Raw genomic sequence first — 26,782 nt, 5'->3', positions numbered from 1 at the left:
TATGAATCATCCGATCATTGCCTTCGTCGGCGCCGGTAACATGGCCGCCAGCCTGATTGGCGGCCTGCGCGCCCAGGGCGTCCCTGCCGACGCCATCCGTGCCAGCGAGCCGGGCGCCGAACAGCGTGGCCGCCTGCACCAGCAGCATGGCATCGCCCTGTTCAGCGATAACGTCGAGGCCATCGAAGGCGCCGATCTGATCGTGCTGGCCGTCAAGCCGCAGGTGATGAAGACCGTCTGCCTCGATCTGGCGCCGCACCTGACCGCCAATCAGGTGATCGTCTCCATCGCTGCCGGTATCAGTTGCGCCAGCCTGGAGAAATGGCTGGGCGAGCGCGCCGTCGTACGCTGCATGCCCAACACCCCGGCGCTGCTGCGTCAGGGCGTTTCCGGCCTGTTCGCCAACCCGCGCGTCAGCCCCGAGCAGAAAGCCCAGGCCGAGCAGGTACTGAGCGCCGTCGGCCTGGCCCTGTGGCTGGACGATGAAGCCCAACTGGATGCGGTAACCGCCGTCTCCGGCAGCGGCCCGGCCTATTTCTTCCTGCTGATCGAGGCCATGACCGCCGCGGGTGAAAACCTCGGCCTGCCGCGCGAGACCGCCGCACAGCTAAGCATCCAGACCGCGCTGGGCGCCGCGCGCATGGCCAGTGAGAGCGATGTGGACGCCGCCGAACTGCGTCGCCGCGTCACCTCGCCGAACGGAACCACCGAAGCGGCGATCAAAACCTTCCAGGCCGGCGGCTTCGAAGCGCTGGTACAACAGGCACTGAACGCTGCAGCCAATCGCTCGACCGAACTCGCCGAACAACTGGGTCAATAAGGAAGCACACATGTCCGGACTCATCGAAGCCCTGATCTACATCATCCAGACCCTCGGCAGCCTCTATCTGCTGATCGTGCTGCTGCGCTTCATCCTGCAACTGGTGCGCGCCGACTTCTACAACCCGCTCAGCCAGTTCGTGGTCAAGGCCACCAAGCCGCTGCTGACACCGCTGCGTCGCATCATTCCGGGCTTCGCCGGGCTCGATCTGGCCTCGCTGATCCTCGCCATCCTGGTGCAACTGGTATTGATGGTGGTGACGCTGACCCTGATGGGCTACAACGTGGGCGGCTTCATCCTGCAGCTTCTGGTCTGGTCGGTGATTGGTGTCACCTCGCTGTTCCTCAAGGTGTTCTTCTTCGCCATGATCATCAGCGTGATCCTCTCCTGGGTGGCACCCGGCAGCTACAACCCCGGTGCGCAACTGGTCAACCAGATCTGCGAGCCACTGCTGGCGCCCTTCCGCCGCCTGCTGCCGAACCTGGGCGGTCTGGATATCTCGCCGATCTTTGCCTTCATCGCCATCAACCTGGCGGATCGCTTCATCATTGGTGGTCTGGCGGCCTACACCGGCCTGCCGCCGATGCTCAGCCCCTTCCTCTGAGTGGCGAGCTACTTTCGCTGGGACGGCGAGGACCTGATCCTCGACTGCCATCTGCAGCCCAAGGCGAGCAAGGACGAGTTCGCCGGGCTGCACGGTGAGCGGCTGAAGATCCGCCTGACCGCGCCGCCGGTCGACGGCAAGGCCAATGCCCACCTGCAGGCCTTCCTGGCCAAGGCCTTCGGTGTGGCCAAGAGTCAGGTCACGCTGGAAAGCGGCGAGCTCAATCGCCAGAAGCGCCTGCGCATTCGAGCCCCCCAGCAACTTCCGGCCATCGAAGGCCTGCGCCGCCCCGGCTGAACCCTCATCAGCCGACCGCTCGCGCCCCCTACCCGACCACAAGGCGGGCCGATCGATCGCGCCAATTGACGCGCTCTTCAGTGGCCGCATAATGCGCCATCGCCGGTGCAAGCCGCGTACGTCCACGGCAGTGGTCGGTGAAGGGGCAAAAAGGAACATGCAGTCGCCCACAACCATGCCATCGCCCCAGTCCTTGTGCGGTAACCATGACCGAAAGGAGAGCCAGGATGAGCATGGAACGTCTCAGCCAGCAGGTCGACGCCTACGTCGCCTGGAAGCGCGAGCTGATCCGCGAGATCACCCGCTATCGCAGTTGGCTGGAGCACAACCGACTCAATTCCGATGCGGTAGCCGCCAAGCTCGAGCGCGCGCTCAAGCTCTTGCGCATCGACCACATCACCCTGGCCTTCGTCGGCGAGTTCTCGCGCGGCAAGACCGAGCTGATCAACAGCCTGTTCTTCTCCGAATATGGCCAGCGCATGCTGCCCTCGCAGGCCGGGCGCACCACCATGTGCCCGACCGAATTGTTCTTCGATCCGCGCTCGGAGCGCTCCTACATCCGCCTGCTGCCCATCGAAACCCGCAGCACCTCGGCCAGCGTCGCCCAGTTCAAACGCATTCCACGGCATTGGGTGAACATCCCGCTGGACGCCAGCGATCCGGACAACATGGCCCTGGCGTTCGGCCAGGTGGCCAAGACCAAGGTCATGCTGGTGGAGCAGGCCATTCAGCTCGGCTTCGACCCCGACATGCTGGAAAGCGCCGGCAAGCGGGGCCAGGTGCTGGTGCCCGCCTGGCGCCATGCCATGGTCAATTTCGATCACCCCCTGCTGCGCCAAGGACTGCGCATTCTCGACACTCCGGGCCTCAATGCCCTCGGCAGCGAACCCGAGCTGACCCTGTCGATGCTGCCCAACGCCCAGGCGATCATCTTCCTGCTCGCCGCCGACACGGGCGTCACGGCCAGCGACATGAACATCTGGCAGCAGCACATCCGCCAACTGGATGAAGACAGCCAGACCACCCTGTTCGCCGTATTGAACAAGATCGACGTGCTCTGGGACGACCTGGCTGGCGAGACCTTCGTGCACAACGCCATCGCCCAGATCCAGAGCGCCACAGCCAAGCAACTGGGCCTTGCCAAGGAAGATGTCCTGCCGCTCTCGGCCAAGCAGGCACTGCTGGCCAAGGTGCGTGGCGACCAGGCCTTGCTGGCGCGTAGCCAGATGGCCAATCTGGAAAACCTGTTGTGCGAACGCATCGTCGCGCAGAAGGAACGCCTGCTCGAGGAGCAGGTGGTACGCCAGGTACTGGCCCTGCTCAACAACAGCCAGCATGTGCTGGGGCTGCGCCTGCAGAAGGTCAGCGAACAGCTCGCTCTGCTCGGCAACCACCAGCAGGACAACGGCCAATTGCTGTTCGAGCTGACCGCCAAGACCAAGGACGACCACAGCCTGCACCACAAGCGCCTGCTCGGCCTGAAGACCAACCAGCGCCTGTTGCAACGCCAGGGGCAGTTGCTGCGCTACGCCGTGCGGGCCGAGCGTCTGCAGGAACACCTGGAGAAGGTACGTCGCAACCTCACTGGTAGCTGGACGACGCTCGGCATCAACCAGGCCATCGTGCAGTTCTTCCAGGCCGTCGAACAGGATCTGCACAACCTGCAGCATGAAGCCGACATGGCCAACAAGATGGTCGCGGCCATCTACCAGCGGCACAACGAGGAAAACCCACTTAGCGGCGTCGACGCGCCGCAGTTCCAGCTCAAGCGCTACTGGCGCGAACTGCGCCAACTGCAGAGCAAGGGCGACCAATTCCGCCTGCACCTGAAAACCCTGCTCACCGAACAGCGCAGCCTCACCCGACGCTTCTTCGCCACCCTCGCGCAGGAGGCCATCGGCCTGCACCAGCGCGTGCGCCAGGATGCCGAGCAGTGGGCAGCCGAGGCCCTGATGCCGCTGATGCAGAACACACTGGAACACAAGCAGATGCTGGAAAGCCACATGCTGCGCCTCAAGGCCCTGGCCCAGGAAACCCAGCAATCACGCAAACGCAGCGTGCAACTGGCGCGCTATCAGGAAGAGCTGGAGCAGCAGTTGGCTCAGGCCGCCGAGATGCTACGCGTGCTGCGCCGCCCGGCACCGGTACAGCGCCAAGGCAAGGTGGTCAGTTTGCCGGTGGCGGCGCGCCCGCAGAGCCTGTGACACCCGCGACGCACCAATGCCTGGGTGGCAAGCGCCCGGGCTCGCTTGCCGCTGGGGTCGGTGCTCTTTAGACTGGCGCCCTCCTCCGATTCGTTAGCAGCGCCTCCATGCCTACTGCCTTTCCCGAAGATTCCGTTGGCCTGGTCAGCCCCCAGGTATTTCGCTTCAGCGAGCCGCTCGCGCTGGCCTGCGGGCGCAGCCTGGCCGAGTACGAACTGGTCGTCGAAACCTATGGCGAGCTGAATGCCAACTGCTCCAATGCCGTGCTGATCTGCCACGCGCTGTCCGGCCATCACCACGCTGCCGGCTATCACAGCGCGGAAGACCGCAAGCCGGGCTGGTGGGACAGCTGCATCGGCCCAGGCAAACCTATCGATACACGCAAGTTCTTCGTCGTCAGCCTCAACAACCTCGGCGGCTGCAACGGCTCCACCGGCCCCGGCAGCGCCAACCCCGCCACCGGCAAGCCTTACGGCGCCGACTTCCCGGTGATGACGGTCGAAGACTGGGTCAACAGTCAGGCGCGCCTGGCCGATGTTCTTGGCGTCCGGCAGTGGGCGGCAGTAGTCGGCGGCAGCCTCGGTGGTATGCAGGCGCTGCAATGGACCATCAGTTACCCCGAGCGCGTGCGTCACTGCCTGGCCATCGCCTCGGCACCCAAGCTGTCGGCACAGAACATCGCCTTCAACGAAGTGGCGCGTCAGGCGATTCTCACCGACCCGGAATTTCACGGTGGGCACTTCATCGAGCAGGGCGTGATCCCCAAGCGCGGCCTGATGCTGGCGCGCATGGTCGGCCACATCACCTATCTGTCCGATGACGCCATGGGCGAGAAATTCGGTCGTGGCCTGAAGAGCGAGAAGCTCAACTACGACTTCCACAGCGTCGAGTTCCAAGTGGAAAGCTATCTGCGCTATCAGGGCGAGGAGTTCTCCGGGCGTTTTGACGCCAACACCTATCTGCTGATGACCAAGGCGCTGGACTACTTCGACCCGGCCGCCACCCACGACGGCGACCTGGCCAAGACCCTGGCCGTGGCTCAGGCGGACTTCTGCGTCATGTCCTTCACCACCGACTGGCGCTTCTCCCCGGCCCGCTCGCGGGAAATCGTCGACGCCCTGACGGCGGCGAAGAAGAACGTCTGCTACCTGGAGATCGACGCACCACAAGGCCACGACGCCTTCCTCATGCCGATCCCGCGCTACCTGCAGGCGTTCGGCAGCTACATGAAGCGAATCGAGGTATGAGCATGCGAGCGGATCTGGACATCATCCAGGAATGGATCGCCCCGGGCAGCCGTGTGCTCGACCTGGGCTGCGGCGACGGCGAACTGCTGGCCTGGCTGCGCGACAACAAGCAGGTGGCCGGTTACGGCCTGGAAATCGACCCGGACAAGATCGCCCTGTGCATCGAGCGCGGCGTCAACGTCATCGAGCAGAACCTCGATCTGGGCCTGGGCAATTTCGCCAGCGACAGTTTCGACGTGGTGGTCATGACCCAGTCGCTGCAGGCACTGCATTACCCGGACAAGGTGCTGGCCGAGATGCTGCGCGTCGGCAAGACCTGCATCATCACCTTCCCCAACTTCGGCCACTGGCGCTGCCGCTGGTACCTGACGACAAAAGGTCGCATGCCGGTTTCGGACTTTTTGCCCTACACCTGGTACAACACGCCGAACATCCACTTCTGCACCTTCGAGGACTTCGAGCGCCTGTGCCATGCTCAAGGTGCCCGCGTGGAAGAACGCCTGGCGGTGGACCGCGACCATCGCCACGGCATCGCCAGCCGCATCTGGCCCAACCTGCTGGGCGAGATCGGCATCTACCGCATCAGTGCGGCAGGCCTGGCCGGTCATCGTGTCGCGGTCTGAACGAGGAGAACATCATGCGTCGCATCATCCCCTTCCTGATCGCCCTGTGCATGGCCCTACCGGCCGCCGCCGAGCGTAAGCAGAGCTTTGGCGACCTCGACGTGCACTACAGCGTGTTCAACTCCAGCTTCCTGCAGCCGGATATCGCCGCCGCCGCCGGGCTCGCACGTAGCAAGACTCAGGGCGTGGTCAACGTCGCCGTGCTCAAGGCTGGCAAGGCCAGCACCGCACAGGTCAGTGGCCAGGTGAAGAACCTGCTGGGCCAGAATACGCCGCTGACCTTCCGCCAGATCAGCGAGAGCGGCGCCATCTATTACGTGGCGCAATTCCCGTTCAACAACCGCGAAGTCATGACCTTCACCCTCGACGTGCGCCAGGGTGACGAGTCGCACCGCATCACCTTCAACCAGGAAATCTTCCCGGACGAATAATCCCAAAGGTGCTGCCAGCGGCTTTGCGTAGAAGCCCCGCCCCGGGGCGAAGCTTGCAGGGTGCGGCCACCTTGGTTCGCGGCGGGGCGCCGCTCCTACAGAGTCTGTAATTCACTGTTCAACTGACAGGCAATATCCGCATGACCGACTTCAAGGAACTGGTACTGGCCAGCCACAACGCCGGCAAGCTCAAGGAGCTGCAGGCCATGCTCGGCGACGCCGTGCGCGTGCGCTCGATTGGCGAATTCAGCCAGGTCGAACCGGAAGAAACCGGCCTGTCCTTCGTCGAGAACGCCATCCTCAAGGCGCGCAACGCCGCGCGCATCTCCGGCCTGCCGGCACTGGCTGACGACTCCGGCCTGGCGGTGGACTTCCTCGGTGGCGCACCGGGTATCTATTCGGCACGCTACGCCGATGGCCAGGGCGATGCGGCGAACAACGCCAAGTTGCTCGCTGCCCTGAAAGACGTGCCAGACGCCGAGCGCGGTGCCCAGTTCGTCTGCGCCCTGGCTCTGGTACGACATGCTGACGACCCGTTGCCGATTCTCTGCGAAGGCCTGTGGCACGGCAGCATCCTGCACGAGGCACGCGGTGAACACGGTTTCGGCTACGACCCGCTGTTCTGGGTGCCGGAAACCGAGTGTTCCAGCGCCGAGCTGCCCGCCGAGCAGAAAAACCGCCTCAGCCATCGCGCCCGCGCCATGGCCCTGCTCAAGCAGCGCCTGGGGCTGGCATGAGCGACAACATTGGCGGGAGCTTCCTGCTCCCGCCCCTCGCGCTATACATCCATATTCCGTGGTGCGTGCGCAAATGTCCCTATTGCGACTTCAACTCCCACGCCGCCGGGCCGACACTGCCGGAAGAGGAATACGTCGACGCGCTGCTCGCCGATCTCGATAGCGATCTGCACCATGCGCACGGCCGGCCACTGACCTCGATCTTCTTCGGCGGCGGCACCCCCAGCCTGTTTTCCGATCGTGCGCTGGGTCGACTGCTGGAAGGTGTCGAGCGGCGAATCGCTTTCGCGCCGGATATCGAGATCACCCTGGAAGCCAACCCTGGCACCTTCGAGCAGGCCAAGTTCAAGGGTTATCGCAGCCTCGGCATCAATCGTCTGTCGATTGGCGTGCAGAGCTTTCAGGAGGCCAAACTCAAGGCGCTGGGGCGTATCCACAATGGTGACGAAGCCATCCGCGCAGCCGATATGGCGCGCGCCGCCGGCTTCGACAACTTCAACCTCGACCTGATGCACGGCCTGCCCGAACAGAGCATCGAGGACGCCCTGTTCGACCTGCGCACCGCCATTGCCCAGGCACCGACGCACCTGTCCTGGTACCAACTGACCATGGAGCCGAATACGGTGTTCTGGAGCCAGCCGCCGGAATTGCCCGAGGACGATCTGCTCTGGGATATCCAGGAAGCCGGCCAGGCGCTGCTCGCGGCCGAGGGCTACGCGCAGTACGAGGTGTCCGCCTATGCCCAGCCGGGCAGGCAGGCACGGCACAACCTCAATTACTGGACGTTCGGAGATTTTCTCGGCATCGGCGCCGGCGCCCACGCCAAGCTGAGCACACCGGACGGACGCATCCTGCGCACCTGGAAGACCCGCCTGCCCAAAGACTATCTGGCTCCGGGCAAGGCTTATCAGGCTGGCGAACGCCGGCTCGATGCCGACGAATTGCCCTTCGAGTTCCTGATGAACGTGCTGCGCCTGACCGACGGCGCACCCGCTGAACTGTTCAGCCAACGTACCGGTCTATCGCTCGCGCAACTCGACGCAGCGCGCCGCGAGGCCGAGTGCGTTGGCCTGCTGCAGGCCGACGCTACGCGCCTGGTCGCAACGGCCAAAGGCCAGCTGTTTCTCAACGATCTGCTGCAGCTGTTCCTGGCCTAGCAGGTCGTTGAAAAACGTAGGCGAGGCAGTCAGTGCAAGGCAAAAACAGGCGAAAAAGCGGAGTTTACGAGCTGTAAATGAGCATTTTTAGCCTGTTTTTAACGCAGCAATGACAACGCACGACTGCATGGATGCAGGAGGTAGAGCGACGCAGGACGCCAAAGCCGAGGTAGTTTTTCAATGGCTTGCGAGTTCACCCACAGCAGGCAAGGATTCCGGTAGGCTACCGCGCTTGATCCGCGCGGTCATCGCTCACGCCGCGCCGCACTGAAGGAGCCTGAATGGATCTGCTACTGGACCTGATCGTCACCCTTTCGCGCTGGAGCCGCAGCCACCTCGGCGACATTTCCCTGGCCATCATGGCCACTCTGCTGGTGCTGTTCGGGCCAGCCATCAACGCCTGGGTACAACGCACCATCGGTAACCTCAACTTCGTCCTGCGCACCTTGCTGTTCGTGGTGTTCTGCGCGGTGGGCTACGGCCTGGCCATGGTCTTTCTCACACCCTGGCTGGCCAAGGGCCTGGCGCAATTCAACAACTACACCCTGGCCCCGGTGCTGATCCTGATCTTCGCGGTGATCGGCATTCTGGCCGATCGCAACTAGCCCCCCCTCACTGGCGCAGCCATGCCACGACCTGCTCAGCCAATTGGGCAGCCGTGGCTTGTGTCGAGTCCAGGCGCAGCAGTGGGCAATTCAACTGCCGCTCGATCCAGGCTTCGTGCATGCGCAGACTGCGGGTCTGCAGGCCACCCTGTTCGTAACCCGCCGCCCAGGCCAGGAACGCCTGGCTTTGCGCATGCATGTCACCGCCAGGCTCGATGCGCTCGCCATAGCGCTGCACCTCACGCTGGCGCAAGCGGCGCATACGCTCGGTATCGTCCAGGCGTAGAAAAACGGCATGACTGAACGAGGGGATCAAGGCCTCTCCCCAACTGCACAGCGAGCCGCTCAGTACCCAGCTGGTTACCTGTGCAGCACATTCGCGGATCAGTTCGATACGTTCGTGCGGCGTGCGCTTGTGCTGATAGGGTGGCTCACAGGGTAACCAGTAGAAGTCGTCAGTATCCAGATGCAGCCAGCCATGTTTTTCGGCCAGCGCACGCGCCAGCGTCGTGGTTCCGGAACCGGATGCCCCGAAGAGATGCAACCTGACGTCCATCGCCGATGACCTCCTTGAAATGACTCACTCCTGACGGCTGCCGGCCCAGCCCGCGCACCTGCCAGCCGGGCGGATGCGCGGGCTCAATCAGGCCTCAGTTACCCTCGCGACGCAACGCCTGCGGAGTGAAATCGCGAGGCGTCAGCCTGGCGTTGAAGTCGTACATCGGCTCGTTGTTGTCCAGTCCATCGACGAAATAGCGACCGCCCTTGAGGTCGTAGATGGTTTCCAGCGTGGAGCCGAACATCGGTACCTCGTAGTAGCTGATCGGATGCGCTTCCTGCAGCCCGATCAGGCCTCCGCTCTTGTCGTACAGGTCGACGGCGAGGATCTGCCAGCTGTCCTCGTCAAGATAGAAGCGGCGCTTGGCGTAGGGATGGCTGAAGCCCTTGCGCAGGGACGCTTCGACGACCCAGACACGGTGCAACTCGTAGCGCAGCAGCTCGGGATTGAGGTGCTTGGCCTGCAGGATATCGCCGTAGGGGATGCCCTCCTGGTGCACCGCATAGCTGTTGTAGGGCACGAGCATCTCGCGCTTGCCCAGAAGTTGCCACTCGTAACGATCCGGCGCGCCGTTGTAGGAATCGACCTGATCGGCCGTGGCCATGCCATTGGTATCGGGCTGCAGACTGTCATAGGCAAGCATCGGCAGACGGCGCACGCGGCGCTCGCCGCGGTTGAAACGCCAGGCCTTGCGGATCGACAGCACCTGGTCGAGGGTTTCCTGCACCACCAGGGCCGAGCCGGCGAGCCGCGCCGGCGCAACCACCCGGTACTTGTAGTAGAACAGGGTGTTGTCCAGATCCTTCGGCGTCACGCCTTCGCGCCCGTAGAGGAAATACACCTCGCGCTCCAGCTTGAGCAGGTTGTAGCTGCCATTGGCGAGCACGGCAGCCTGGTTGGTGACCATGCTGATCTGTTCGCCGCGGTAGCGCATGACATGGTTCCAGATGGCCTCCTGGCCGTTCTGCGGCAGCGGGAACGGCACGCCCGCCGCGGCGCCCTGCACGCCATTACCGCCGGAGATCAATTCGGTGTTGAGGGCATTGAATCGTGTGGCGTCGTAGATGCGCTGAGGCGCAGCGGCGCTACGGCGAGAGGGGAACACTCGCAGGTAGAAGCTGGGATTCTGCTCCAGCAGGGTCTTCATACCGGGCGACAGCAACGGCTCGTACTTCGCCAGGTTCTGGCTGTCGACCCGATAGAGCAACTGGTCGGCAGCAAAGGGATCCGGGTGGTGCATGCCCGGCTCATAACCTGCCGGAGGCTTGGCCAGCCCACCTGTCCAGGCCGGAATGGTGCCGGTGGCATTGGCAGCCATTTCGCCGCCCAGCGGCGTCAGATCACGACCGAGACGCTCGGCCTGGTCTGCGTCGACCCTGGCCTGGGCCTGCAGCGTCAAAGCCCCCAATAGCAGAAGGGAAACCGATCTCAACACAATGCTCTCCTCGCCACGCCTGAAATGCTCGCGCGGCTGTCTGTGCGCTCACCCTCGGGGGCGAGCTTTATTGTTGTGTATTGCGGTGAGGTGCCATCCTGGCCGTCGGGTGAGCCCGATCTAGTCTGCGATTCTGCCACTTGCCCGCACGATATGGCACCGTGCGGTTTCGCTCATGCTTCGCGCTGGAATTTAAGGTCCCAGACGCCATGCCCCAGGCGTTCGCCACGGCGCTCGAACTTGGTCACCGGGCGCTCTTCTGGGCGCGGCACATAGGTGCCATCGGCAGCCAGGTTGCGATAGCCCGGCGCAGCATTCATTACCTCGAGCATGTGCTCGGCGTAATTCTCCCAATCGGTGGCCATGTGCAGCACGCCACCGATCTTCAGCTTGCTGCGCACCAGCTCGGCGAAAGCCGGCTGGACGATACGGCGCTTGTGGTGACGCGCCTTGTGCCAGGGGTCGGGGAAGAACAGCAGTACGCGATCGAGGCTGGCGTCGGCCACGCAGTCGCGCAGCACTTCCAGCGCATCGCAGCTGTAGACGCGCAGGTTGCTCAGGTTCTGCGCCATCGCACCGTTGAGCAAGGCCCCGACGCCGGGCTTGTGCACCTCGACGCCGATGAAATCCTGCTCGGGCGCTGCCGCGGCCATCTCCAGGGTGGAATGGCCCATGCCGAAGCCGATCTCGAACGTGCGCGGCGCGCTGCGACCGAACACCTGATCGAAGTCGCGCAGGCCGTCAGCCAGCTCCAGGCCGAACAGCGGCCAGCCCTTGTCGAGACCGCGCTGCTGGCCTTCGGTCATGCGCCCGGCGCGCATCACGAAGCTCTTGATGGTACGGCGCTGGCGACCGTCTTCGGTCAGTTCGGGCTGTTGGGTGTCAGTCATGCTGTGCTCTTGTAGAGTGCTTTGCGACATGACGGGCCGGCGAAGCGGCCCGCAGCAAATCGCATCGTTACTTGATCAGACCATCCAGCGGGGAAGACGCGCTGGCATAGAGTTTCTTCGGCATGCGGCCGGCAAGGTAGGCCAGGCGCCCAGCCTCGACCGCATGCTTCATCGCGCGAGCCATGAGGATCGGATCCTGCGCATGGGCGATGGCGCTGTTGAGCAGCACCGCCTCGCAGCCCAGCTCCATGGCGATAGTGGCGTCGGAGGCGGTACCCACGCCGGCATCGACCAGCACCGGCACCTTGGCCTCTTCGAGGATGATGCGCAGGTTGTACGGGTTGCAGATGCCCAGCCCCGAGCCGATCAGGCCGGCCAGCGGCATCACCGCGATGCAACCGATTTCGGCCAACTGGCGGGCGATGATCGGGTCGTCGCTTGTATACACCATCACGTCGAAGCCATCCTTGACCAGGATTTCGGCGGCCTTGATGGTTTCGATGACGTTGGGGAACAGGGTCTTCTGGTCGGCCAGCACTTCCAGTTTGACCAGGTTGTGCCCGTCGAGCAGCTCGCGGGCCAGGCGGCAGGTACGCACGGCATCGGCGGCATCGTAGCAGCCGGCGGTGTTGGGCAGGATGGTGTACTTGTCCGGGCTGATCACATCGAGCAGGTTCGGCTCACCAGGGTTCTGCCCGATGTTGGTACGGCGCACGGCCACGGTGACGATCTCGGCACCCGACGCGGCGATGGCGTCACGGGTTTCGTCCATATCCTTGTACTTGCCGGTACCGACCAGCAGGCGCGACTGGAACGTGCGACCGGCCAGGGTGAAGGGCTTGTCGTTGCGAACTTGGCTCATGAGTACTCCTCGGATCGTGGGGCACGGCTGGCGGCTCGCCACCCCGTCGCGGTCGTGAAACGGTGTCGGCGGTCGCTCAACCGCCGCCGATGGCGTGTACCACCTCCACGCGATCGCCCTCGGCGAGGCGGGTGGTGGCATGCTGGCTGCGCGGAACGATGTCCAGATTGAGTTCGACCGCCACGCGGCGCCCGGTCAGGTCGAGGCGCACCAGCAGATCCGCGACGCTCTGGTCGTCGGGTAGCTCGAAGGGTTCGCCGTTCAACTGAATACGCATGACGGGTCGGTCACAACTAAGGAGAGGGCCGGCATTCTAGCCCGAGAGCTGCCAGTGACCAAGGCTAAAAGGCGCCATTGGTCTTCATCCTTGACGCCAGAGTCAGGTCAGCTTCCACGCGGCCAAGCCCAAACACAGCCAACCGACGAGGAAGGCGACACCGCCGAACGGCGTGATGATGCCCAGCTTGCCAATACCACTGAGGGTCAGCAGGTAGAGGCTGCCGGAGAACAGCAGGATGCCGATGGCGAAAGCCACGCCGGCGATGTTCGGCAACCGTCCCGGCACGTGCAGCGCCAACAGGCCAACGCCGAACAGGGCCAACGCATGGATCAACTGGTAGTGCGTACCGGTCTGGAAGATCGCCAGGTATTCCGGCGTCAGCCGATTTTTCAGGCCATGCGCGGCAAAGGCACCGAGGGCAACGCCGGTAAAACCGGCAAAGGCGGACAACAGCAGCCAGAGACGAGCCATGCAACCTCCGAAAGAGCGAAACGATGCCGAGCAGTTTACCCCCTGCCGCGTGCGAAGCAGTAAGCAGCGTTGTCACAGCCCCATTAATGCTCCAAGGCGGGAATAAATTCGCGCTCACCGCCCGCGCTTGGGCCGACCATCTGGTTTAATAGCCGCCATGTTTCGTTCCCTGACCCGCCTCCTCCTCAAACTGCTGCTCTGGTTCATGCTGGCCAGCGCCGCGCTGGTGCTCGTCCTGCGCTGGGTACCCCCGCCCGGCACGGCGCTGATGATCGAGCGCAAGATCGAAGCCTGGAGTGACGGAAAAAGCCTGGAGCTCAAGCGTCAATGGCGCCCGTGGAACGAACTGCCGGACGACCTGAAGATGGCGGTGATCGCGGGTGAAGATCAGAAGTTCGCCGAGCACTGGGGCTTCGACATCGGCGCCATCCAGGCAGCACTCGCGCACAACCAGAATGGCGGCTCGCTACGCGGCGCCAGCACGCTCAGCCAGCAGGTGGCGAAGAACCTGTTCCTCTGGTCGGGCCGCAGTTGGCTGCGCAAGGGCCTGGAGGCCTGGTTCACCGCACTGATCGAGTTGCTCTGGTCGAAGGAGCGCATCCTCGAGGTGTATCTCAACAGTGTGGAATGGGGCGACGGCATCTTCGGCGCCGAGGCTGCCGCACGCTATCACTTCGGGGTCGGTGCGCCCTACCTGAATACGCGGCAAGCCAGCCAACTGGCCGCGGTACTGCCCAATCCACTGCGCTGGAGCGCGGGTCACCCGACGGGTTATATCGCTCGCCGGGCAAGCTGGATTCGTCAGCAGATTCGTCAACTGGGCGGCAGCCACTATCTCGACCAACTCGAGTCACGTCGCCCGGATGGCTGGCCCCGCTGGCTCTGATCCAAAGCGGATACGCAGACATGAAAAAGCCGCACCTGGGTGCGGCTTTTTCGTTGGCGAGGAACTCAGGCGGCAATACAGCCCTTGAGCTTGTTCATCGCGTTCTTCTCGAGCTGACGGATACGCTCGGCGGAGACGTTGTACTTGGCAGCCAGGTCGTGCAGCGTCGCCTTCTCCTCGGCCAGCCAGCGCTGGTAGAGAATGTCACGGCTGCGCTCATCGAGGCTTTCCAGCGCTTCGTGCAGGTTGCTGCTGGAGCTGTCGCTCCAATCGGCATCCTCAAGCTGGCGAGCCGGGTCGTAGCGGTGGTCTTCCAGGTAATGCGCGGGCGACTGGAAGGCGCTGTCGTCGTCGGCATCGGCGGCCGGGTCGAAGGCCATGTCCTGACCGGTCAGGCGGCTCTCCATCTCGCGCACTTCGTGCGGCTCCACGCCCAGGCTTTCGGCCACGGCGGTCACTTCGTCATTGTTTAGCCAGGCCAGACGCTTCTTCTGGCTACGCAGGTTGAAGAACAGTTTGCGCTGCGCCTTGGTGGTAGCCACCTTGACGATGCGCCAGTTCTTCAGGATGAACTCATGGATTTCCGCGCGAATCCAGTGCACGGCGAAGGAGACCAGACGCACACCCATTTCCGGGTTGAAGCGCTTGACCGCTTTCATCAGGCCGACGTTGCCTTCCTGGATCAGATCAGACTGGGCCAGGCCATAGCCCGAGTAGCTGCGGGCGATATGCACCACGAAACGCAGGTGAGCCAGCACCATCTGGCGGGCGGCTTCGAGATCCTGCTGATAGTAGAGATTTTCGGCCAGTTCACGCTCCTGCTCGGGCGTCAGCAGCGGGATGCTGTTGACCGCATGCACGTAAGCTTCCAGGTTGGCGCCTGGAACAAGAGCATGAACAGGTTGCAAGGAAGTGGACATTCGAATCCTCCGATTCACGAAACTCGTGCAGTGTAGCACTGCGCTATCTGATGCAGAGCCTGTGGATAAGTTCCTGCCCAGATAGTCAATATCAACCAAAACAATAGCTTGTCAGCTTGCGTTCAGCCTTGCCAGGCAAGGCCTCAACGCGGCGCCAGCTCATTGAGATGGCGCGCCACCGCCAGCCAGGCGCCAATATAGCCCAACAGCACGGCGCCGAGCAGCAGCGAAAAACCGTCGGACGAAGGTACGCCACTCAGGGCGAAATCGCTACCGTACAAGCCGGCCAAACGTACTACAGCATCGTTCAGCCAATCCAGCCCGAAAGCCAGCAGCAGCCAAGCGAAGATACCCGCGCCAAAACCATAGAGCGCGCCCATATAAAGGAATGGGCGGCGCACGTAACCATCGGTGCCACCGACCAGCTTGATCACCTCGATCTCGGCGCGGCGGTTCTCGATATGCAGGCGGATGGTGTTGCCGATCACCAGCAGCAGCGCCAGGATCAGCAGCACGCTGAGACCGAAGACGAAGCGGTCACCCAGCTTGAGGATGGCGGTCAGACGTTCGACCCAGACCAGGTCGAGCTGCGCCTGCTCCACCTTGGGCAGCTCGGCCAGACGCTGGCGCAAGGCTTCCAGCTTGGCCTTGTCGACTTCCTTGGGCGTCACCAGCACCACGCCGGGCAGCGGGTTCTCCGGTAATTCCTTGAGCGCCCGCCCCAGCCCGGAAAGCTGCTGGAACTCCTCCAGCGCCTGCTCACGGCTGATCCACTCGGCGTCGGCGACATCGTCCAGCGCCTTGATCTGCTCGCGCAGAGCCTGACCCTCACGATCGCCGGCGGACATGTCGAGGAACAGGGAAATCTGCGCCGCACGCTGCCAGGAACCGCCGAGCTTCTCGACATTGTCCAGCAGCAGCGACAGGCCCATCGGCAGACTCAGGGCCACGGCCATCACCCAGCAGGTGAAGAAGCTGCCGATGGGCTGGCGGGCCAGGCGCCGCAGGCTATCGACCAGACTGGCGCGGTGGCTTTCCAGCCAGGCGTGGAACAGCGTGCGGAAATCCGGCTCATCCGCCGGACGATCGGCGACCTTGTTGCGCGGTGCCGCGCCGACACGTTCGGCCGGCTGCGGTGGTGGCATCTTCGACGCGCTCATCAGGCCGCCTCCCCGTCGCCGATCAGGCGACCACGTTGCAGGGTGAGCATGCGATGGCGCATGCGCGCGATCAGTGCCAGGTCGTGGCTGGCAATCAGCACCGTGGTGCCCAACTGATTGATGTCCTCGAACACGCCCATGATCTCGGCAGCCAGACGCGGGTCGAGGTTACCGGTGGGTTCGTCGGCCAACAGCAGAGCGGGACGATGGACGATGGCGCGGGCAATGCCGACGCGCTGCTGCTGCCCGGTGGACAGGTCGCCAGGCGCCTGCGCGGCCTTGTCCGACAGCGCCACGCGCTCCAGCGCGGCACCGACGCGCTTGGCGATCTCCGGCTTGGACAAGCCAAGGATCTGCAGCGGCAGGGCGACGTTGTCAAACACTGTGCGATCAAACAGCAACTGGTGATTCTGGAACACCACGCCGATCTGCCGGCGCAGGAAGGGAATCTGCGCATTGGTGATGGTCGACAGGTCATGCCCAGCCAGCATCAGCTTGCCGCTGGTGGGGCGTTCCATGGCCAGCAGCAGGCGCAGCAAGGTGCTCTTGCCAGCGCCGGAGTGGCCGGTGACGAAGAGAAATTCGCCAGGGCGAACGCGAAAGCTCAGCTCGTGCAGCCCGACATGGCCATTGGGGTAACGCTTGGCGACCTGCTCGAATCGGATCATCCGCGCTCACGCTCCTCGAAGAGTGCCTGGACGAACGCCTGCGCCTCGAACGGACGCAGGTCGTCGATGCCCTCGCCCACACCGATATAGCGAATCGGCAGGCCGAACTGCTTGGCCAGGGCGAAGATGACGCCGCCCTTGGCGGTGCCATCGAGCTTGGTCAGCGCCAGGCCGGTGAGGTTCACCGTCTGGTTGAACTGTTTGGCCTGATTGATCGCGTTCTGCCCGGTGCCGGCATCGAGCACCAGCAGCACTTCGTGCGGCGCGGTCTCGTCCAGCTTGCCGATCACCCGGCGCACCTTCTTCAACTCTTCCATCAGGTTGTCTTTGGTGTGCAGGCGCCCGGCGGTATCGGCGATCAGCACATCGACGCCGCGCGACTTGGCGGCCTGCACCGCATCGAAGATCACCGAAGCCGAATCGGCGCCCGTGTGCTGGGCAATCACCGCGATATTGTTGCGCTCGCCCCAGACCTGCAGCTGTTCCACGGCAGCGGCGCGGAAGGTGTCGCCGGCAGCCAGCATGACCTTCTTGCCATCGAGTTGCAGCTTCTTGGCCAATTTGCCGATGGTGGTGGTCTTGCCCACGCCGTTCACACCCACGACCAGAATCACGTACGGCTGCTTGGCGCTGTCGATGACCAGTGGCTGCTCGACCCGCTTGAGCAGGGTCACCAGCTCTTCCTGCAGCGCCTTGTACAACGCACCACTGTCGGCCAGTTCCTTGCGCGCCACGCGCTTGGTCAGGTTGCCGATGATCGTGGTGGTGGCCTCGACGCCGACGTCGGCGGTCAGCAGGCGGGTTTCCAGGTCATCGAGCAGGTCGTCGTCGATGGCCTTCTTGCCGAGGAACAGGCTGGCCATGCCTTCGCCGAGGCTGGCGCTGGTCTTGGACAAGCCCTGCTTGAGGCGGGCGAAGAAGCTCGGTTTTTCCTGAGTGGCCGGTGTCACGACGGGAGCGGTCGGTGCCGGCGCCGGTGCGGCGACAGGCTCGGGCATTACTGGCGGCTCGGCCACCACCGGCGCCGCAACAGGCGCGGGAGCGGCAGCCTGCTGCTCAACGACAGACGCTACAGCAGGCTGATCTGCCGGCGCTTCGGCAGGCACCGCTGCAGGTTCGGGCGAATCGACAGGCGCAGTTTCCGGCTGAACGGGTTGAGCAGCTGCCTCTGCAGGCTTCTTGCGCCACCAACTGAACAGGGATTTCTTCTCTTCACTCACAGGCTGAGCCTGGGTACCGGGCTCGGCCGGTGGATTCTTGTCGTCTTTGGAACCAAACATGGGTCATCTCAAAGGGGCGAGCGGTCAGCGCAAGCAGCAGGAGCCACTGACCGCACTCAGAAAAATTCGCTTGCCAGGCGCGTCCTTGAACTGCGCCCGCACGGATACGCAAAAGGGCCTGGGCTGTAAGAAACAACCCGAGACTTTACCACTTTAGAGCGCCGCCGCGCAGCGTCGCCGCCTGCCTGCGAGCTGCCGTTGATCAGGCGCAAGCCATCGTGATCACGAGCCCGAAGAGCGCGACCAACCGCGCCATTAAATACCTATACAAAAACTGTACAAACAGAGGCAGAATTGTCGAAGTTATTTCTCAAGCCAGCCTTTTCAGGATCACCGATATGCTCGTACGCCTTACCTACGCCAGCCGTGCCAGCCATGGCATTTCTTCGCAGCTGATCCGCGAAATTCTCGACAGTTCCCGTCGCAACAACCCAGCCAGCGGCCTCACCGGCATCCTGTGCTGCAACGCCGACACCTTTCTCCAGGCCCTGGAGGGGCCGCGAGCGGCGATCAATGCCTTGTACAACCGGCTGGCCGAAGATAATCGCCACAAGGATCTGACGATTCTCGACTACGAGGAAATCAGCGTACGCCGCCATGCCAATTGGAGCATGGGCTGGGCCGGCGCCAAGCAAGCCAACCGGGAGCTGTTCCTGAAGTACTCCTGCAGTGATCGCCTGGATCCCTTCAGCATGAGCGCGGAACAGGTCAACGGCCTGTTGCTGGAGCTGGCAGCGAGCGTAACCACGATCAACGCGCCACTGATCGACTGAGCCGGCTTCACCAGCACACAGAACCTAAAGCTTTGCGCCGATGTCGGAACGACGGGCGGTGCCTCGTCGCATGGATGGGGTATCCTGACGCCCTCTCGTCAACGGCGGCCCTACCGCCTCGCGCCATCGAACAGGACGACACCTGATGATTGTCTCTGCACGCCGTCCCCTCGGCCTGATCCTGGGGGTGCTTTGCCTACCACTGGCGGCGTTCGCCTCCCCCGCACAACCCACCCACGAATTCACTCTGGACAACGGCCTGAAGGTCATCGTCCGTGAGGATCATCGCGCTCCGGTGGTGGTCTCTCAGCTCTGGTACAAGGTCGGTTCCAGCTACGAGACGCCCGGCTCGACCGGCCTGTCCCATGCCCTGGAACATATGATGTTCAAGGGCAGCGCCAAGCTCGGCCCAGGTGAAGCGTCGGAGGTGCTGCGCCAGTTGGGCGCGGAAGAGAACGCCTTCACCAGCGACGACTACACCGCCTATTACCAGGTGCTGGCCAGCGACCGCCTGCCGGTTGCACTGGAGCTGGAGGCCGACCGCCTGGCCAGCCTGCAACTGCCGGCCGCCGAATTCGACAAGGAAATCGAGGTGATCAAGGAGGAGCGCCGCCTGCGCACCGATGATCGTCCCTCGTCCAAGGCCTTCGAGCAGTTCAAGGCCATGGCCTATCCGGCCAGCGGCTACAGCATCCCCACCATCGGCTGGATGGCCGACCTCGAGCGCATGCACATCGATGAGCTGCGCGCCTGGTACAAGAAATGGTACGCGCCGAACAACGCCACGCTGGTGGTGGTCGGCGACGTCAGCGTCGACGAGGTGAAAACCCTTGCCCAGCGTTATTTCGGCGCCATCGAACGCCGCGAGGTGCCCACAGCCAAGCTGCCGCTGGAGTTGCCCGCCGCAGGTGAACGACGCCTCACGCTGCACCTCAAGACGCAGTTGCCAAGCCTGCTGATGGGCTTCAACGTCCCGGGGCTGGCCACCACCAAAACGCCGCGCCAGGTCTACGCCCTACGCCTGGCTGCTGCCCTGCTCGATGGCGGCTACAGCGCACGCCTGTCCAGCCATCTGGAACGCGAGCAGGAACTCGTGTCCGGCGCCAGCGCCTGGTACAACGCCTTCACCCGTGGCGACAGCCTGTTCGTCCTCACCGCCACACCCAACGTGCAGAAGGGCAAGACCCTGGAGCAAGCCGAAGCCGGCCTGTGGCGCGAGCTGGAAGAGCTGAAGAAAACCCCGCCCTCGACCGCCGAACTGGCGCGCGTACGCGCCCAGGTCATCGCCGGCCTGGTGTTCGAGCGTGACTCGATCACCAGCCAGGCCACCAGCATCGGCCAACTGGAAACCGTCGGCCTGTCGTGGAAGCTGATCGACCAGGAACTGGCCGAACTGCAGGCCGTCACCCCGGCCGATATTCAGCAGGCCGCCCGCACCTTCTTCGTCCGCGACCGCCTGAGCGTCGCCCATGTCCTGCCCGAAGCGTCCCGTAACCAGGAGTTCCATCATGAAGACTGAGCACCGCCGTCTGGGCCTGCTCGGCCTGGCGCTGTCCACCGCCCTGGCGCTGGGCGCCTGCAGCATCGTCCCCAGCCACGCACCGACGGGCGATGGTGCCAAGCTGCAATCGCTGGCCGAGCTCGATGACCAGGCACCCAGCCGCCGCACGCTGGATATCCAGACCTGGCACACCGAGCAAGGCGCCAAGGTGCTGTTCGTCGAAGCCCACGAGCTGCCGATGTTCGACCTGCGCCTGACCTTCGCCGCCGGCAGCAGCCAGGACGGCGGCGTGCCGGGCCTGGCCACCCTGACCAATGCCATGCTCAACGAAGGCGTACCGGGCAAGGATGTCGGCGCCATCGCTGCTGGCTTCGAGGGCCTCGGCGCCGAGTTCGGCAACGGCGCCTATCGCGACATGGCCGTGGCCAGCCTGCGCAGCCTGAGCGCGCCGGAGCAACGCGAGCCGGCGCTGGCACTGTTCGCGGATGTCCTTGGCAAACCCACCTTCCCCGCGGATTCGCTGGCGCGGATCAAGAACCAGTTGCTGGCCGGCTTCGAGTTCCAGAAGCAGAACCCGGGCAAGCTGGCCAGCCTGGAGCTGTTCGAACGCCTGTACGGCCAACATCCCTACGCTCACCCGAGCGACGGTACGGCGCAGTCGATCCCGGCGATCACCCGCCAGCAACTGCAGGCCTTCCACGCCCGCGCCTATGCCGCCGGCAACACGGTGATCGCGCTGGTCGGCGACCTGACGCGCGCCGAGGCCGAAGCCATCGCCAGCCAGGTATCGGCCGCCCTGCCGCAAGGCCCAGCGCTGGCCAAGATCGCCCAGCCGCAAACGCCCAAGCCGGGCACCCGCCATATCGAATATCCGTCCAACCAGAACCATCTGATGCTCGCCCAGCTCGGCATCGACCGGCGCGATCCGGACTACGCCGCGCTGTACCTGGGCAACCAGATCTTCGGTGGCGGCGGCTTCGGCACCCGCCTGATGAGCGAAGTGCGCGAGAAACGCGGCCTGACCTACGGCGTCTACTCCGGCTTCAGCGCCATGCAGGCCCGTGGCCCGTTCATGATCAACCTGCAGACCCGTGCCGAACTCAGCGAAGGCACCCTGGCACTGGTCAAACAACTCCTTGCCGACTATCTGCGCGACGGCCCCACCCAACAGGAGCTGGACAGCGCCAAACGCGAACTGGCCGGCAGCTTCCCGCTGTCTACCGCGAGCAACGCCGATATCGTCGGGCAACTGGCGTCGATGGGGTTCTATGACCTGCCGCTGAGCTACCTCGACGACTTCATGAGCGACGTGCAGAGCCTGACCACCGAGCAAGTCAAGGCGGCGATGGCCAAGCACCTCGATCCCGAAGCCATGGTGGTGGTCACCGCCGGCCCGACGGTGCCGCAGAAAGAGCTGCCACCGCCCACCGAGCGCCCGGCCGAACGCGCCAGCACGGTGCCGCACTGATGCGTGGTCGCACTCCGCAGAAACCTGCCGCGGGCAAGGCCCACGGCGGCCAGGGCCAGTTGCGCATCATCGGCGGCGAGTGGCGTTCGCGGCGCTTCGCCTTCCCCGACGGGCCGGGCCTGCGCCCGACCCCCGATCGGGTACGCGAGACGCTGTTCAACTGGCTGGCGCCCTATGTCGAAGGCGCCCACGTGCTCGACCCCTTCGCCGGTAGCGGGGCATTGCTGCTCGAAGCGCTGTCGCGCGGCGCCGCCAGCGGCCTGGCCTGCGACCTCAACCCGGCGTCGGTGGCCTCGCTGCGCGGGCATCTGGCGACGCTGCAGTGCAGCAACGGCGAAATCCAGCTGGGCGACGCCCTGCAACTTCTGGCACGCCCGGCGCCACGCTGCTTCGATATCGTCCTGCTCGACCCGCCGTTTCACAAGGATCTGCTGCAAGGCGCCTGCACGCTACTGGAAACGCAGGGCTGGCTAGCCGATGACGCCTGGGTGTACACCGAAAGCGAGACCGCACCCTCGACCCTGGGCCTGCCGGGCAACTGGCGCCTGCACCGCGAGAAACACACCGGCCAGGTGCATTACGCGCTGTGGCAAAGGACTGCGTAGGGCGGACTCAGGAGCGTAGCGAACAGTCCGCCTGGATCATGCCAGAGCTTGCCGCCTCCCTGCCCTGGCGCCGGCGTCATGATAGATTCCGCGACGGCGTACTGCTTCGCGAGTACGCCCTACATCGAGTACCCCCTTGAATCCGTGCTACCGACGGCCGAATGCACCATGACAACCGACTTTCGCCCCGCCTGGTGGCTTCCCGGCCCGCATCTGCAGACCCTGTGGAACCCCTTCTGCCGCAAACCGCCGCAGTTGGAGCGCCAGCGCGAACGGCTGTGGCTGGACGATGGCGACTTCCTCGACCTCGACTGGCATGGCCCGCATGATGCCCATGCACCGCTGGTGGTGGTGTTGCACGGTCTGACCGGCAGCTCCAGCTCGCTCTATGTGCTAGGCCTACAGCAGGCCCTGGCTGCGCGCGGCTGGGCCAGCGTGGCGCTGAACTGGCGTGGCTGCTCGGGCGAGCCTAACCTGCTGCCGCGCGGCTACCACTCTGGCGTCAGCGAGGATCTGGCCTCGGTGGTAGTGCACCTACGCGCGCAACGGCCAATGGCGCCGCTGTACGCCGTGGGCTATTCGCTGGGTGGCAACGTGCTGCTCAAGTACCTGGGCGAAAGCGGCGCGCAGAGTCAGCTACAGGGCGCGGTGGCGGTGTCGGTACCGTTTCGTCTGGATCAGTGCGCCGACCGCATCGGCCTGGGCTTCTCGCGGCTGTACCAGGCGCATTTCATGCGCGAACTGGTGGCCTACGTGAACAACAAGCAGCGCCTGTTCAGCGAGCAGGGCCGGAGCGAGTCGCTATCGGTACTGGAGCGTCTGGGGCCACTGGACGGCATGCGTACCTTCTGGGACTTCGACGGGCGTTTCACCGCGCCACTGCACGGCTTTGCCGATGCCCACGACTATTACCGGCGTGCGTCCAGCCGCTTCTACCTGGGTGAGATCCGCACGCGCACGCTGATCATCCAGGCCGAGGACGATCCCTTTATCTTCCGCCATAGCCTGCCCGAGGCCAGCGAGCTCGCCGCTGGTACGGAGTTCGAGCTGCACGCCAAGGGCGGACATGTCGGCTTCGTCGAAGGCAGCCCGCGCCAGCCGGGATATTACCTGGAGCGGCGGATTCCGCAGTGGCTGGCTGACCTCGGGTAATCGCGGCTGAAGCCGCTCGTACGCGACATGCAAGGCTGTAGCCCGGATGAAATCCGGGAAGACGCGACAACGGCCTTTGCACCCCGCACGGCGATAAATGCGGATTGTAGGAGGCGCTTCAGCGGCGAAAAGACGGCGGCTAAGGCCCCTCCTACAGAGGCCGAGCGCGTGAGGCAATCACCCCAGCACCTGCTCCAGCGGCACGTGCAGCCGGCCATACAGCGCCTCGACCGCCTCACGGGCGGATGGCGCGACATAGCCGCCCTCCAACGCCAGCACCTGGCAGATGCCACGGCGCAGCATGTCCTGACTGAGGTTGTCCGGGCTGGCGCCAGCCGTGCAGAGAAAACGCACCCAGGAGGTCATGATGATCCAGGCGTTGAGCGTCAGCGCCTCGATCTGCGCCGGGGTCATCAGCAGGATGCCGGCCTCGACGAAGCCCTGATAAACCGACTGCGCTCCCACCAGGCAGCGCCGGGCGAAGGCGCGGTAACGCTCGGCCAGTTCGGCGTCGGATTCGAGCAGGTGCTCCAGATCGCGATGCAGGAAGCGGTAATGCCACATCGCCGCCAGTAGCGCCTCCAGATAGAAGGTCTTGTCCGCCACTGTCAGTGCACGTCCTTCGGGCGGGCGCAGAAAGCTGTCGACCTGCGCTTCGTACTGGGCGAACAGCTCGGCGATGATCGCCTGCTTGTTACGGAAGTGGTAGTACAGGTTGCCCGGCGAAATGCCCAAATGCGCGGCAATGTGATTGGTAGTGACGTTGCGCTCGCCCTGGCTGTTGAACAGGGCCAGGCTCTCGGCAACGATGCGGTCGCGGGTCTTGGGTGGTGCCATGACGCTGCTCGATCTCGGCTTCAAAAGTGGCAAAGGTACAGGCGAAACAGCCGAAGTGTTACCCCCAGATGCACTGCGCAGGCGCTGCCAGGCCTTTGGTTAGGGTGCAGCGAGGACGGCGACGCGGCATCCTATTTGACACATTAGAGTAATTGCTCTAAAAATCCAGCATAGTCATTCCCATGCAGCCCGCTGGAACGTCGAGGAGAAACCCAATGGTCGCCGACATCGCCTACCTGCAGCACAGCCAACAGCAGATCAACCAGCTGGACGCCACCTTCGCCCAGCAACGCTCTGCCTTTGCCGCCAATCCGATGCCGTCGGCTGAACAACGTATCCAGTGGTTGAAGTCCCTGAGCGAGCTGCTGACCCAGCAGCAGGACGCCCTGGTGGCGGCGATCTCCACCGACTTCAGCAACCGCTCGGCCGACGAAACCCTGCTCGCCGAACTGATGCCCAGCCTGCACGGCATCCACTACGTGACCAAGCGCATCAAGAAATGGATGAAGCCCTCGCGGCGCAGCGTCGGCATGCAGTTCATGCCGGCCTCGGCCAAGGTCATCTACCAGCCGCTGGGTGTAGTCGGCATCATCGTGCCGTGGAACTACCCGCTGTTTCTCGCCATCGGCCCGCTGACCGGTGCCCTGGCCGCCGGCAACCGGGTGATGATCAAGATGAGCGAGTCCACGCCGGTCACCTCGCAACTGGTCAAGGATCTGCTGGCGCGCATCTTCCCCGAGGATCTGGTCAGCGTCGCCTTGGGCGAGGCGGAAGTCGGCATGGCCTTCTCCAAGCTGCCGTTCGACCACCTGCTGTTCACCGGCGCTACCAGCATCGGCAAGCATGTGATGCGCGCCGCCGCCGAGAACCTCACTCCGGTGACCTTGGAACTGGGCGGCAAGTCGCCGGCCATCGTTTCCGCCGACGTGCCGTTAGCCGACGCCGCCGAGCGCATCGCCTTCGGCAAGACGCTCAATGCCGGGCAGACCTGCGTGGCGCCGGACTATGTGCTGGTGCCGCGCGCTCGCGTCGACGGCTTCGTCAGCGCCTACCGCGAGGTGGTGCAGCGCTTCTACCCGGCGCTCAAGGACAACCCGGACTACACCGCGATCATCAACGAGCGCCAGTTGGCGCGCCTCAACGGCTACCTGCAGGACGCCCAGGCCAAGGGCGCGCGTGTCGTACCGATCTACCCCGAAACCCAGGGCCGGCGCCTGCCGCAAAGCCTGGTGCTGGAAGTCAACGACGACATGAAACTGATGCAGGACGAGATCTTCGGCCCGCTGCTGCCGGTGGTGCCCTACGACCGTATCGAAGATGCCTTCGCCTACGTCAACGCGCGCCCTCGCCCGCTGGCGCTGTACTACTTCGGCTACGACAAGCGCGAGCAGCAGCGTGTGCTGCATGAAACCCACTCTGGCGGCGTGTGCCTGAACGACACCCTGCTGCACGTGGCCCAGGACGACATGCCGTTCGGCGGCGTCGGCCCGTCGGGCATGGGTCACTACCACGGTCACGAAGGTTTCCTGACCTTCAGCAAGGCCAAGGGCGTGTTCATCAAGCAGCGCTTCAACGCCGCACGGCTGATCTATCCGCCGTATGGCAAGGCGCTGCAGAAGCTGGTCTACAAGTTGTTCGTACGCTGATCCACGCGGGCCTGGCCCGCTCTACGCCTGGTGATAACAACAATGAACGACACCACACTCGACGCGCCGCAACTCTCGCGGCGCAGCCTGCTCAAGGTCGGTCTGATGGGCACAGCGCTGCTCGGCACTGCCGGGCTGACCGCAACGCTCAGCGGCTGCTCGGCCAGCACACCTGCTGGCGGTTACCTGATTCTGCGCAGCAGCGATCTGCCGTTTCTACGTGCGCTGATCCCGGTGATGCTCGACGGCGCCGTCAGCGCCGAACAGATGCCACAGGCCATCGACGGCACGCTGAAGAGCCTCGACAACAGCCTGGCGCACCTGTCGCCGGAGATGCTCAAGCTTACCGTGCAGCTGTTCGACGTCCTGGCCCTGCCCATCACCCGTGGTCCGCTGACCGGGATCTGGGGCAGTTGGGACAACGCCAGCGGCGATGACGTGCGGCATTTTCTAAGGCGCTGGCAGAACAGCAGCCTGAGCCTGCTGCGCATGGGTCACGCCTCGCTGCTGCAGCTGGTGATGATGGCCTGGTACAGCCGCCAGGAGGCCTGGGCGCATTGCGGCTATCCCGGCCCACCTACCGTATAGCGGCTGATCCGTAGGCCGGGCCGGGCGGCGAGCCACTTCAGCCCACCCACAGCGGCCAGCTTTGGTGGGCTGAAGC

General features: G+C 64.2%; 29 protein-coding genes. 18 read left to right on the top strand and 11 right to left on the bottom strand.

The window, feature by feature from the left end:
- Nucleotide 1 precedes the first annotated feature (1 nt).
- The 10 genes from proC to ACODS1_RS15015 all read left to right on the top strand — a co-directional run bounded on the left by proC (nt 2) and on the right by ACODS1_RS15015 (nt 8,725).
- Nucleotides 2–820 (top strand): pyrroline-5-carboxylate reductase, encoded by an 819-nt coding sequence (gene proC / locus ACODS1_RS15060; RefSeq protein WP_489086290.1) that lies wholly within the window; start codon nt 2–4, stop codon nt 818–820.
- A 10-nt stretch (nt 821–830) separates the two neighbouring features.
- Nucleotides 831–1,424 carry a YggT family protein gene (locus ACODS1_RS15055; protein ID WP_322978850.1) on the top strand — a complete coding sequence of 198 codons (594 nt, stop codon included), beginning with the start codon at nt 831–833 and terminating at the stop codon, nt 1,422–1,424.
- Nucleotides 1,425–1,721: a DUF167 domain-containing protein gene (locus ACODS1_RS15050; RefSeq protein ID WP_489086289.1), complete on the top strand. Its 297-nt coding sequence runs from the start codon at nt 1,425–1,427 to the stop codon at nt 1,719–1,721.
- Between the two features lie 227 nt (nt 1,722–1,948).
- Nucleotides 1,949–3,925, top strand: a complete 1,977-nt coding sequence (locus ACODS1_RS15045) for a dynamin family protein (RefSeq protein WP_489086288.1) — start codon at nt 1,949–1,951, stop codon at nt 3,923–3,925.
- Nucleotides 3,926–4,032: 107 nt separating this feature from the next.
- The gene (metX, locus tag ACODS1_RS15040; RefSeq protein ID WP_489086287.1) at nt 4,033–5,172 is read left to right on the top strand and encodes a homoserine O-succinyltransferase MetX; all 1,140 of its coding nucleotides are present in this window, start codon (nt 4,033–4,035) and stop codon (nt 5,170–5,172) included.
- Between the two features lie 2 nt (nt 5,173–5,174).
- Nucleotides 5,175–5,795, top strand: coding sequence for a methionine biosynthesis protein MetW (metW, locus tag ACODS1_RS15035; protein WP_489086301.1), 621 nt, complete (start codon nt 5,175–5,177; stop codon nt 5,793–5,795).
- Nucleotides 5,796–5,809: 14 nt separating this feature from the next.
- The gene (locus tag ACODS1_RS15030) at nt 5,810–6,226 is read left to right on the top strand and encodes a DUF4426 domain-containing protein (RefSeq protein ID WP_322978854.1); all 417 of its coding nucleotides are present in this window, start codon (nt 5,810–5,812) and stop codon (nt 6,224–6,226) included.
- Nucleotides 6,227–6,366: 140 nt separating this feature from the next.
- Nucleotides 6,367–6,963 carry an RdgB/HAM1 family non-canonical purine NTP pyrophosphatase gene (rdgB, locus tag ACODS1_RS15025; protein WP_489086286.1) on the top strand — a complete coding sequence of 199 codons (597 nt, stop codon included), beginning with the start codon at nt 6,367–6,369 and terminating at the stop codon, nt 6,961–6,963.
- Nucleotides 6,960–8,120 (top strand): radical SAM family heme chaperone HemW, encoded by a 1,161-nt coding sequence (gene hemW, locus ACODS1_RS15020; protein WP_489086285.1) that lies wholly within the window; start codon nt 6,960–6,962, stop codon nt 8,118–8,120. The genes rdgB and hemW overlap by 4 nt, the downstream gene beginning before the upstream one ends.
- Before the next feature lie 281 nt (nt 8,121–8,401).
- On the top strand, nt 8,402–8,725 hold the full coding sequence (locus ACODS1_RS15015) for a DUF3392 domain-containing protein (protein ID WP_322978857.1): 324 nt from the start codon (nt 8,402–8,404) through the stop codon (nt 8,723–8,725).
- Between the two features lie 7 nt (nt 8,726–8,732).
- On the opposite strand, the gene ACODS1_RS15010 is transcribed toward ACODS1_RS15015, so the two are convergent.
- The 6 genes from ACODS1_RS15010 to ACODS1_RS14985 form a co-directional block, all read right to left on the bottom strand.
- Nucleotides 8,733–9,281 (bottom strand): AAA family ATPase, encoded by a 549-nt coding sequence (locus ACODS1_RS15010; protein WP_489086284.1) that lies wholly within the window; start codon nt 9,279–9,281, stop codon nt 8,733–8,735.
- 94 nt (nt 9,282–9,375) lie between these two features.
- Nucleotides 9,376–10,719, bottom strand: coding sequence for a DUF1329 domain-containing protein (locus ACODS1_RS15005; protein WP_489086283.1), 1,344 nt, complete (start codon nt 10,717–10,719; stop codon nt 9,376–9,378).
- Between the two features lie 173 nt (nt 10,720–10,892).
- Nucleotides 10,893–11,609, bottom strand: a complete 717-nt coding sequence (trmB, locus tag ACODS1_RS15000; RefSeq protein ID WP_489086282.1) for a tRNA (guanosine(46)-N7)-methyltransferase TrmB — start codon at nt 11,607–11,609, stop codon at nt 10,893–10,895.
- Nucleotides 11,610–11,676: 67 nt separating this feature from the next.
- Nucleotides 11,677–12,471: a thiazole synthase gene (locus tag ACODS1_RS14995; protein WP_322978861.1), complete on the bottom strand. Its 795-nt coding sequence runs from the start codon at nt 12,469–12,471 to the stop codon at nt 11,677–11,679.
- Between the two features lie 76 nt (nt 12,472–12,547).
- Nucleotides 12,548–12,748, bottom strand: a complete 201-nt coding sequence (gene thiS / locus ACODS1_RS14990; RefSeq protein ID WP_489086281.1) for a sulfur carrier protein ThiS — start codon at nt 12,746–12,748, stop codon at nt 12,548–12,550.
- Nucleotides 12,749–12,850: 102 nt separating this feature from the next.
- Nucleotides 12,851–13,222, bottom strand: a complete 372-nt coding sequence (locus ACODS1_RS14985) for a DUF423 domain-containing protein (RefSeq protein ID WP_489086280.1) — start codon at nt 13,220–13,222, stop codon at nt 12,851–12,853.
- Nucleotides 13,223–13,379: 157 nt separating this feature from the next.
- On the opposite strand from ACODS1_RS14985, the gene mtgA reads away from it, so the two are divergent.
- Nucleotides 13,380–14,108 carry a monofunctional biosynthetic peptidoglycan transglycosylase gene (mtgA, locus tag ACODS1_RS14980; protein WP_489086279.1) on the top strand — a complete coding sequence of 243 codons (729 nt, stop codon included), beginning with the start codon at nt 13,380–13,382 and terminating at the stop codon, nt 14,106–14,108.
- Between the two features lie 65 nt (nt 14,109–14,173).
- On the opposite strand, the gene rpoH is transcribed toward mtgA, so the two are convergent.
- The 4 genes from rpoH to ftsY form a co-directional block, all read right to left on the bottom strand.
- The gene (gene rpoH / locus ACODS1_RS14975) at nt 14,174–15,028 is read right to left on the bottom strand and encodes an RNA polymerase sigma factor RpoH (RefSeq protein ID WP_489086278.1); all 855 of its coding nucleotides are present in this window, start codon (nt 15,026–15,028) and stop codon (nt 14,174–14,176) included.
- A gap of 143 nt (nt 15,029–15,171) precedes the next feature.
- Nucleotides 15,172–16,188: a permease-like cell division protein FtsX gene (gene ftsX / locus ACODS1_RS14970; protein WP_322978866.1), complete on the bottom strand. Its 1,017-nt coding sequence runs from the start codon at nt 16,186–16,188 to the stop codon at nt 15,172–15,174.
- A complete protein-coding gene (ftsE, locus tag ACODS1_RS14965) occupies nt 16,188–16,856 on the bottom strand; it encodes a cell division ATP-binding protein FtsE (protein WP_322978867.1) in 669 nt (222 codons plus the stop codon). Before ftsE ends, ftsX begins: the two co-directional genes overlap by 1 nt.
- Nucleotides 16,853–18,136 (bottom strand): signal recognition particle-docking protein FtsY, encoded by a 1,284-nt coding sequence (ftsY, locus tag ACODS1_RS14960; protein WP_489086277.1) that lies wholly within the window; start codon nt 18,134–18,136, stop codon nt 16,853–16,855. Before ftsY ends, ftsE begins: the two co-directional genes overlap by 4 nt.
- 338 nt (nt 18,137–18,474) lie before the next feature.
- Here ftsY and ACODS1_RS14955 point away from each other — a divergent pair, with 338 nt between their 5' ends.
- The 5 genes from ACODS1_RS14955 (at nt 18,475) to ACODS1_RS14935 (ending at nt 23,635) form a co-directional block, all read left to right on the top strand.
- Nucleotides 18,475–18,909, top strand: a complete 435-nt coding sequence (locus ACODS1_RS14955) for a BLUF domain-containing protein (RefSeq protein WP_322978869.1) — start codon at nt 18,475–18,477, stop codon at nt 18,907–18,909.
- Between the two features lie 145 nt (nt 18,910–19,054).
- Entirely contained in the window at nt 19,055–20,428 is a 1,374-nt protein-coding gene (locus tag ACODS1_RS14950; RefSeq protein ID WP_489086276.1) for a M16 family metallopeptidase, read from the top strand.
- On the top strand, nt 20,418–21,878 hold the full coding sequence (locus ACODS1_RS14945; protein ID WP_489086275.1) for a M16 family metallopeptidase: 1,461 nt from the start codon (nt 20,418–20,420) through the stop codon (nt 21,876–21,878). The genes ACODS1_RS14950 and ACODS1_RS14945 overlap by 11 nt, the downstream gene beginning before the upstream one ends.
- Nucleotides 21,878–22,483: a 16S rRNA (guanine(966)-N(2))-methyltransferase RsmD gene (rsmD, locus tag ACODS1_RS14940; RefSeq protein ID WP_489086274.1), complete on the top strand. Its 606-nt coding sequence runs from the start codon at nt 21,878–21,880 to the stop codon at nt 22,481–22,483. The genes ACODS1_RS14945 and rsmD overlap by 1 nt, the downstream gene beginning before the upstream one ends.
- Before the next feature lie 168 nt (nt 22,484–22,651).
- Complete coding sequence (locus tag ACODS1_RS14935; protein ID WP_489086273.1) at nt 22,652–23,635, top strand: hydrolase; 984 nt, start codon at nt 22,652–22,654, stop codon at nt 23,633–23,635.
- Between the two features lie 177 nt (nt 23,636–23,812).
- On the opposite strand, the gene ACODS1_RS14930 is transcribed toward ACODS1_RS14935, so the two are convergent.
- On the bottom strand, nt 23,813–24,472 hold the full coding sequence (locus tag ACODS1_RS14930) for a TetR/AcrR family transcriptional regulator (protein ID WP_489086272.1): 660 nt from the start codon (nt 24,470–24,472) through the stop codon (nt 23,813–23,815).
- Between the two features lie 215 nt (nt 24,473–24,687).
- Between ACODS1_RS14930 and ACODS1_RS14925 the strand changes: the two genes are divergently transcribed.
- Nucleotides 24,688–26,118 carry a coniferyl aldehyde dehydrogenase gene (locus ACODS1_RS14925; protein ID WP_489086271.1) on the top strand — a complete coding sequence of 477 codons (1,431 nt, stop codon included), beginning with the start codon at nt 24,688–24,690 and terminating at the stop codon, nt 26,116–26,118.
- 42 nt (nt 26,119–26,160) lie between these two features.
- Complete coding sequence (locus ACODS1_RS14920; RefSeq protein WP_489086270.1) at nt 26,161–26,706, top strand: twin-arginine translocation pathway signal protein; 546 nt, start codon at nt 26,161–26,163, stop codon at nt 26,704–26,706.
- Nucleotides 26,707–26,782: the final 76 nt, after the last annotated feature.

Source organism: Pseudomonas sp. FG29 (assembly GCF_057809355.1).
The sequence above is the reverse complement of the archived record's forward strand: the minus strand, read 5'-3'. Positions and strand labels throughout refer to the sequence as shown.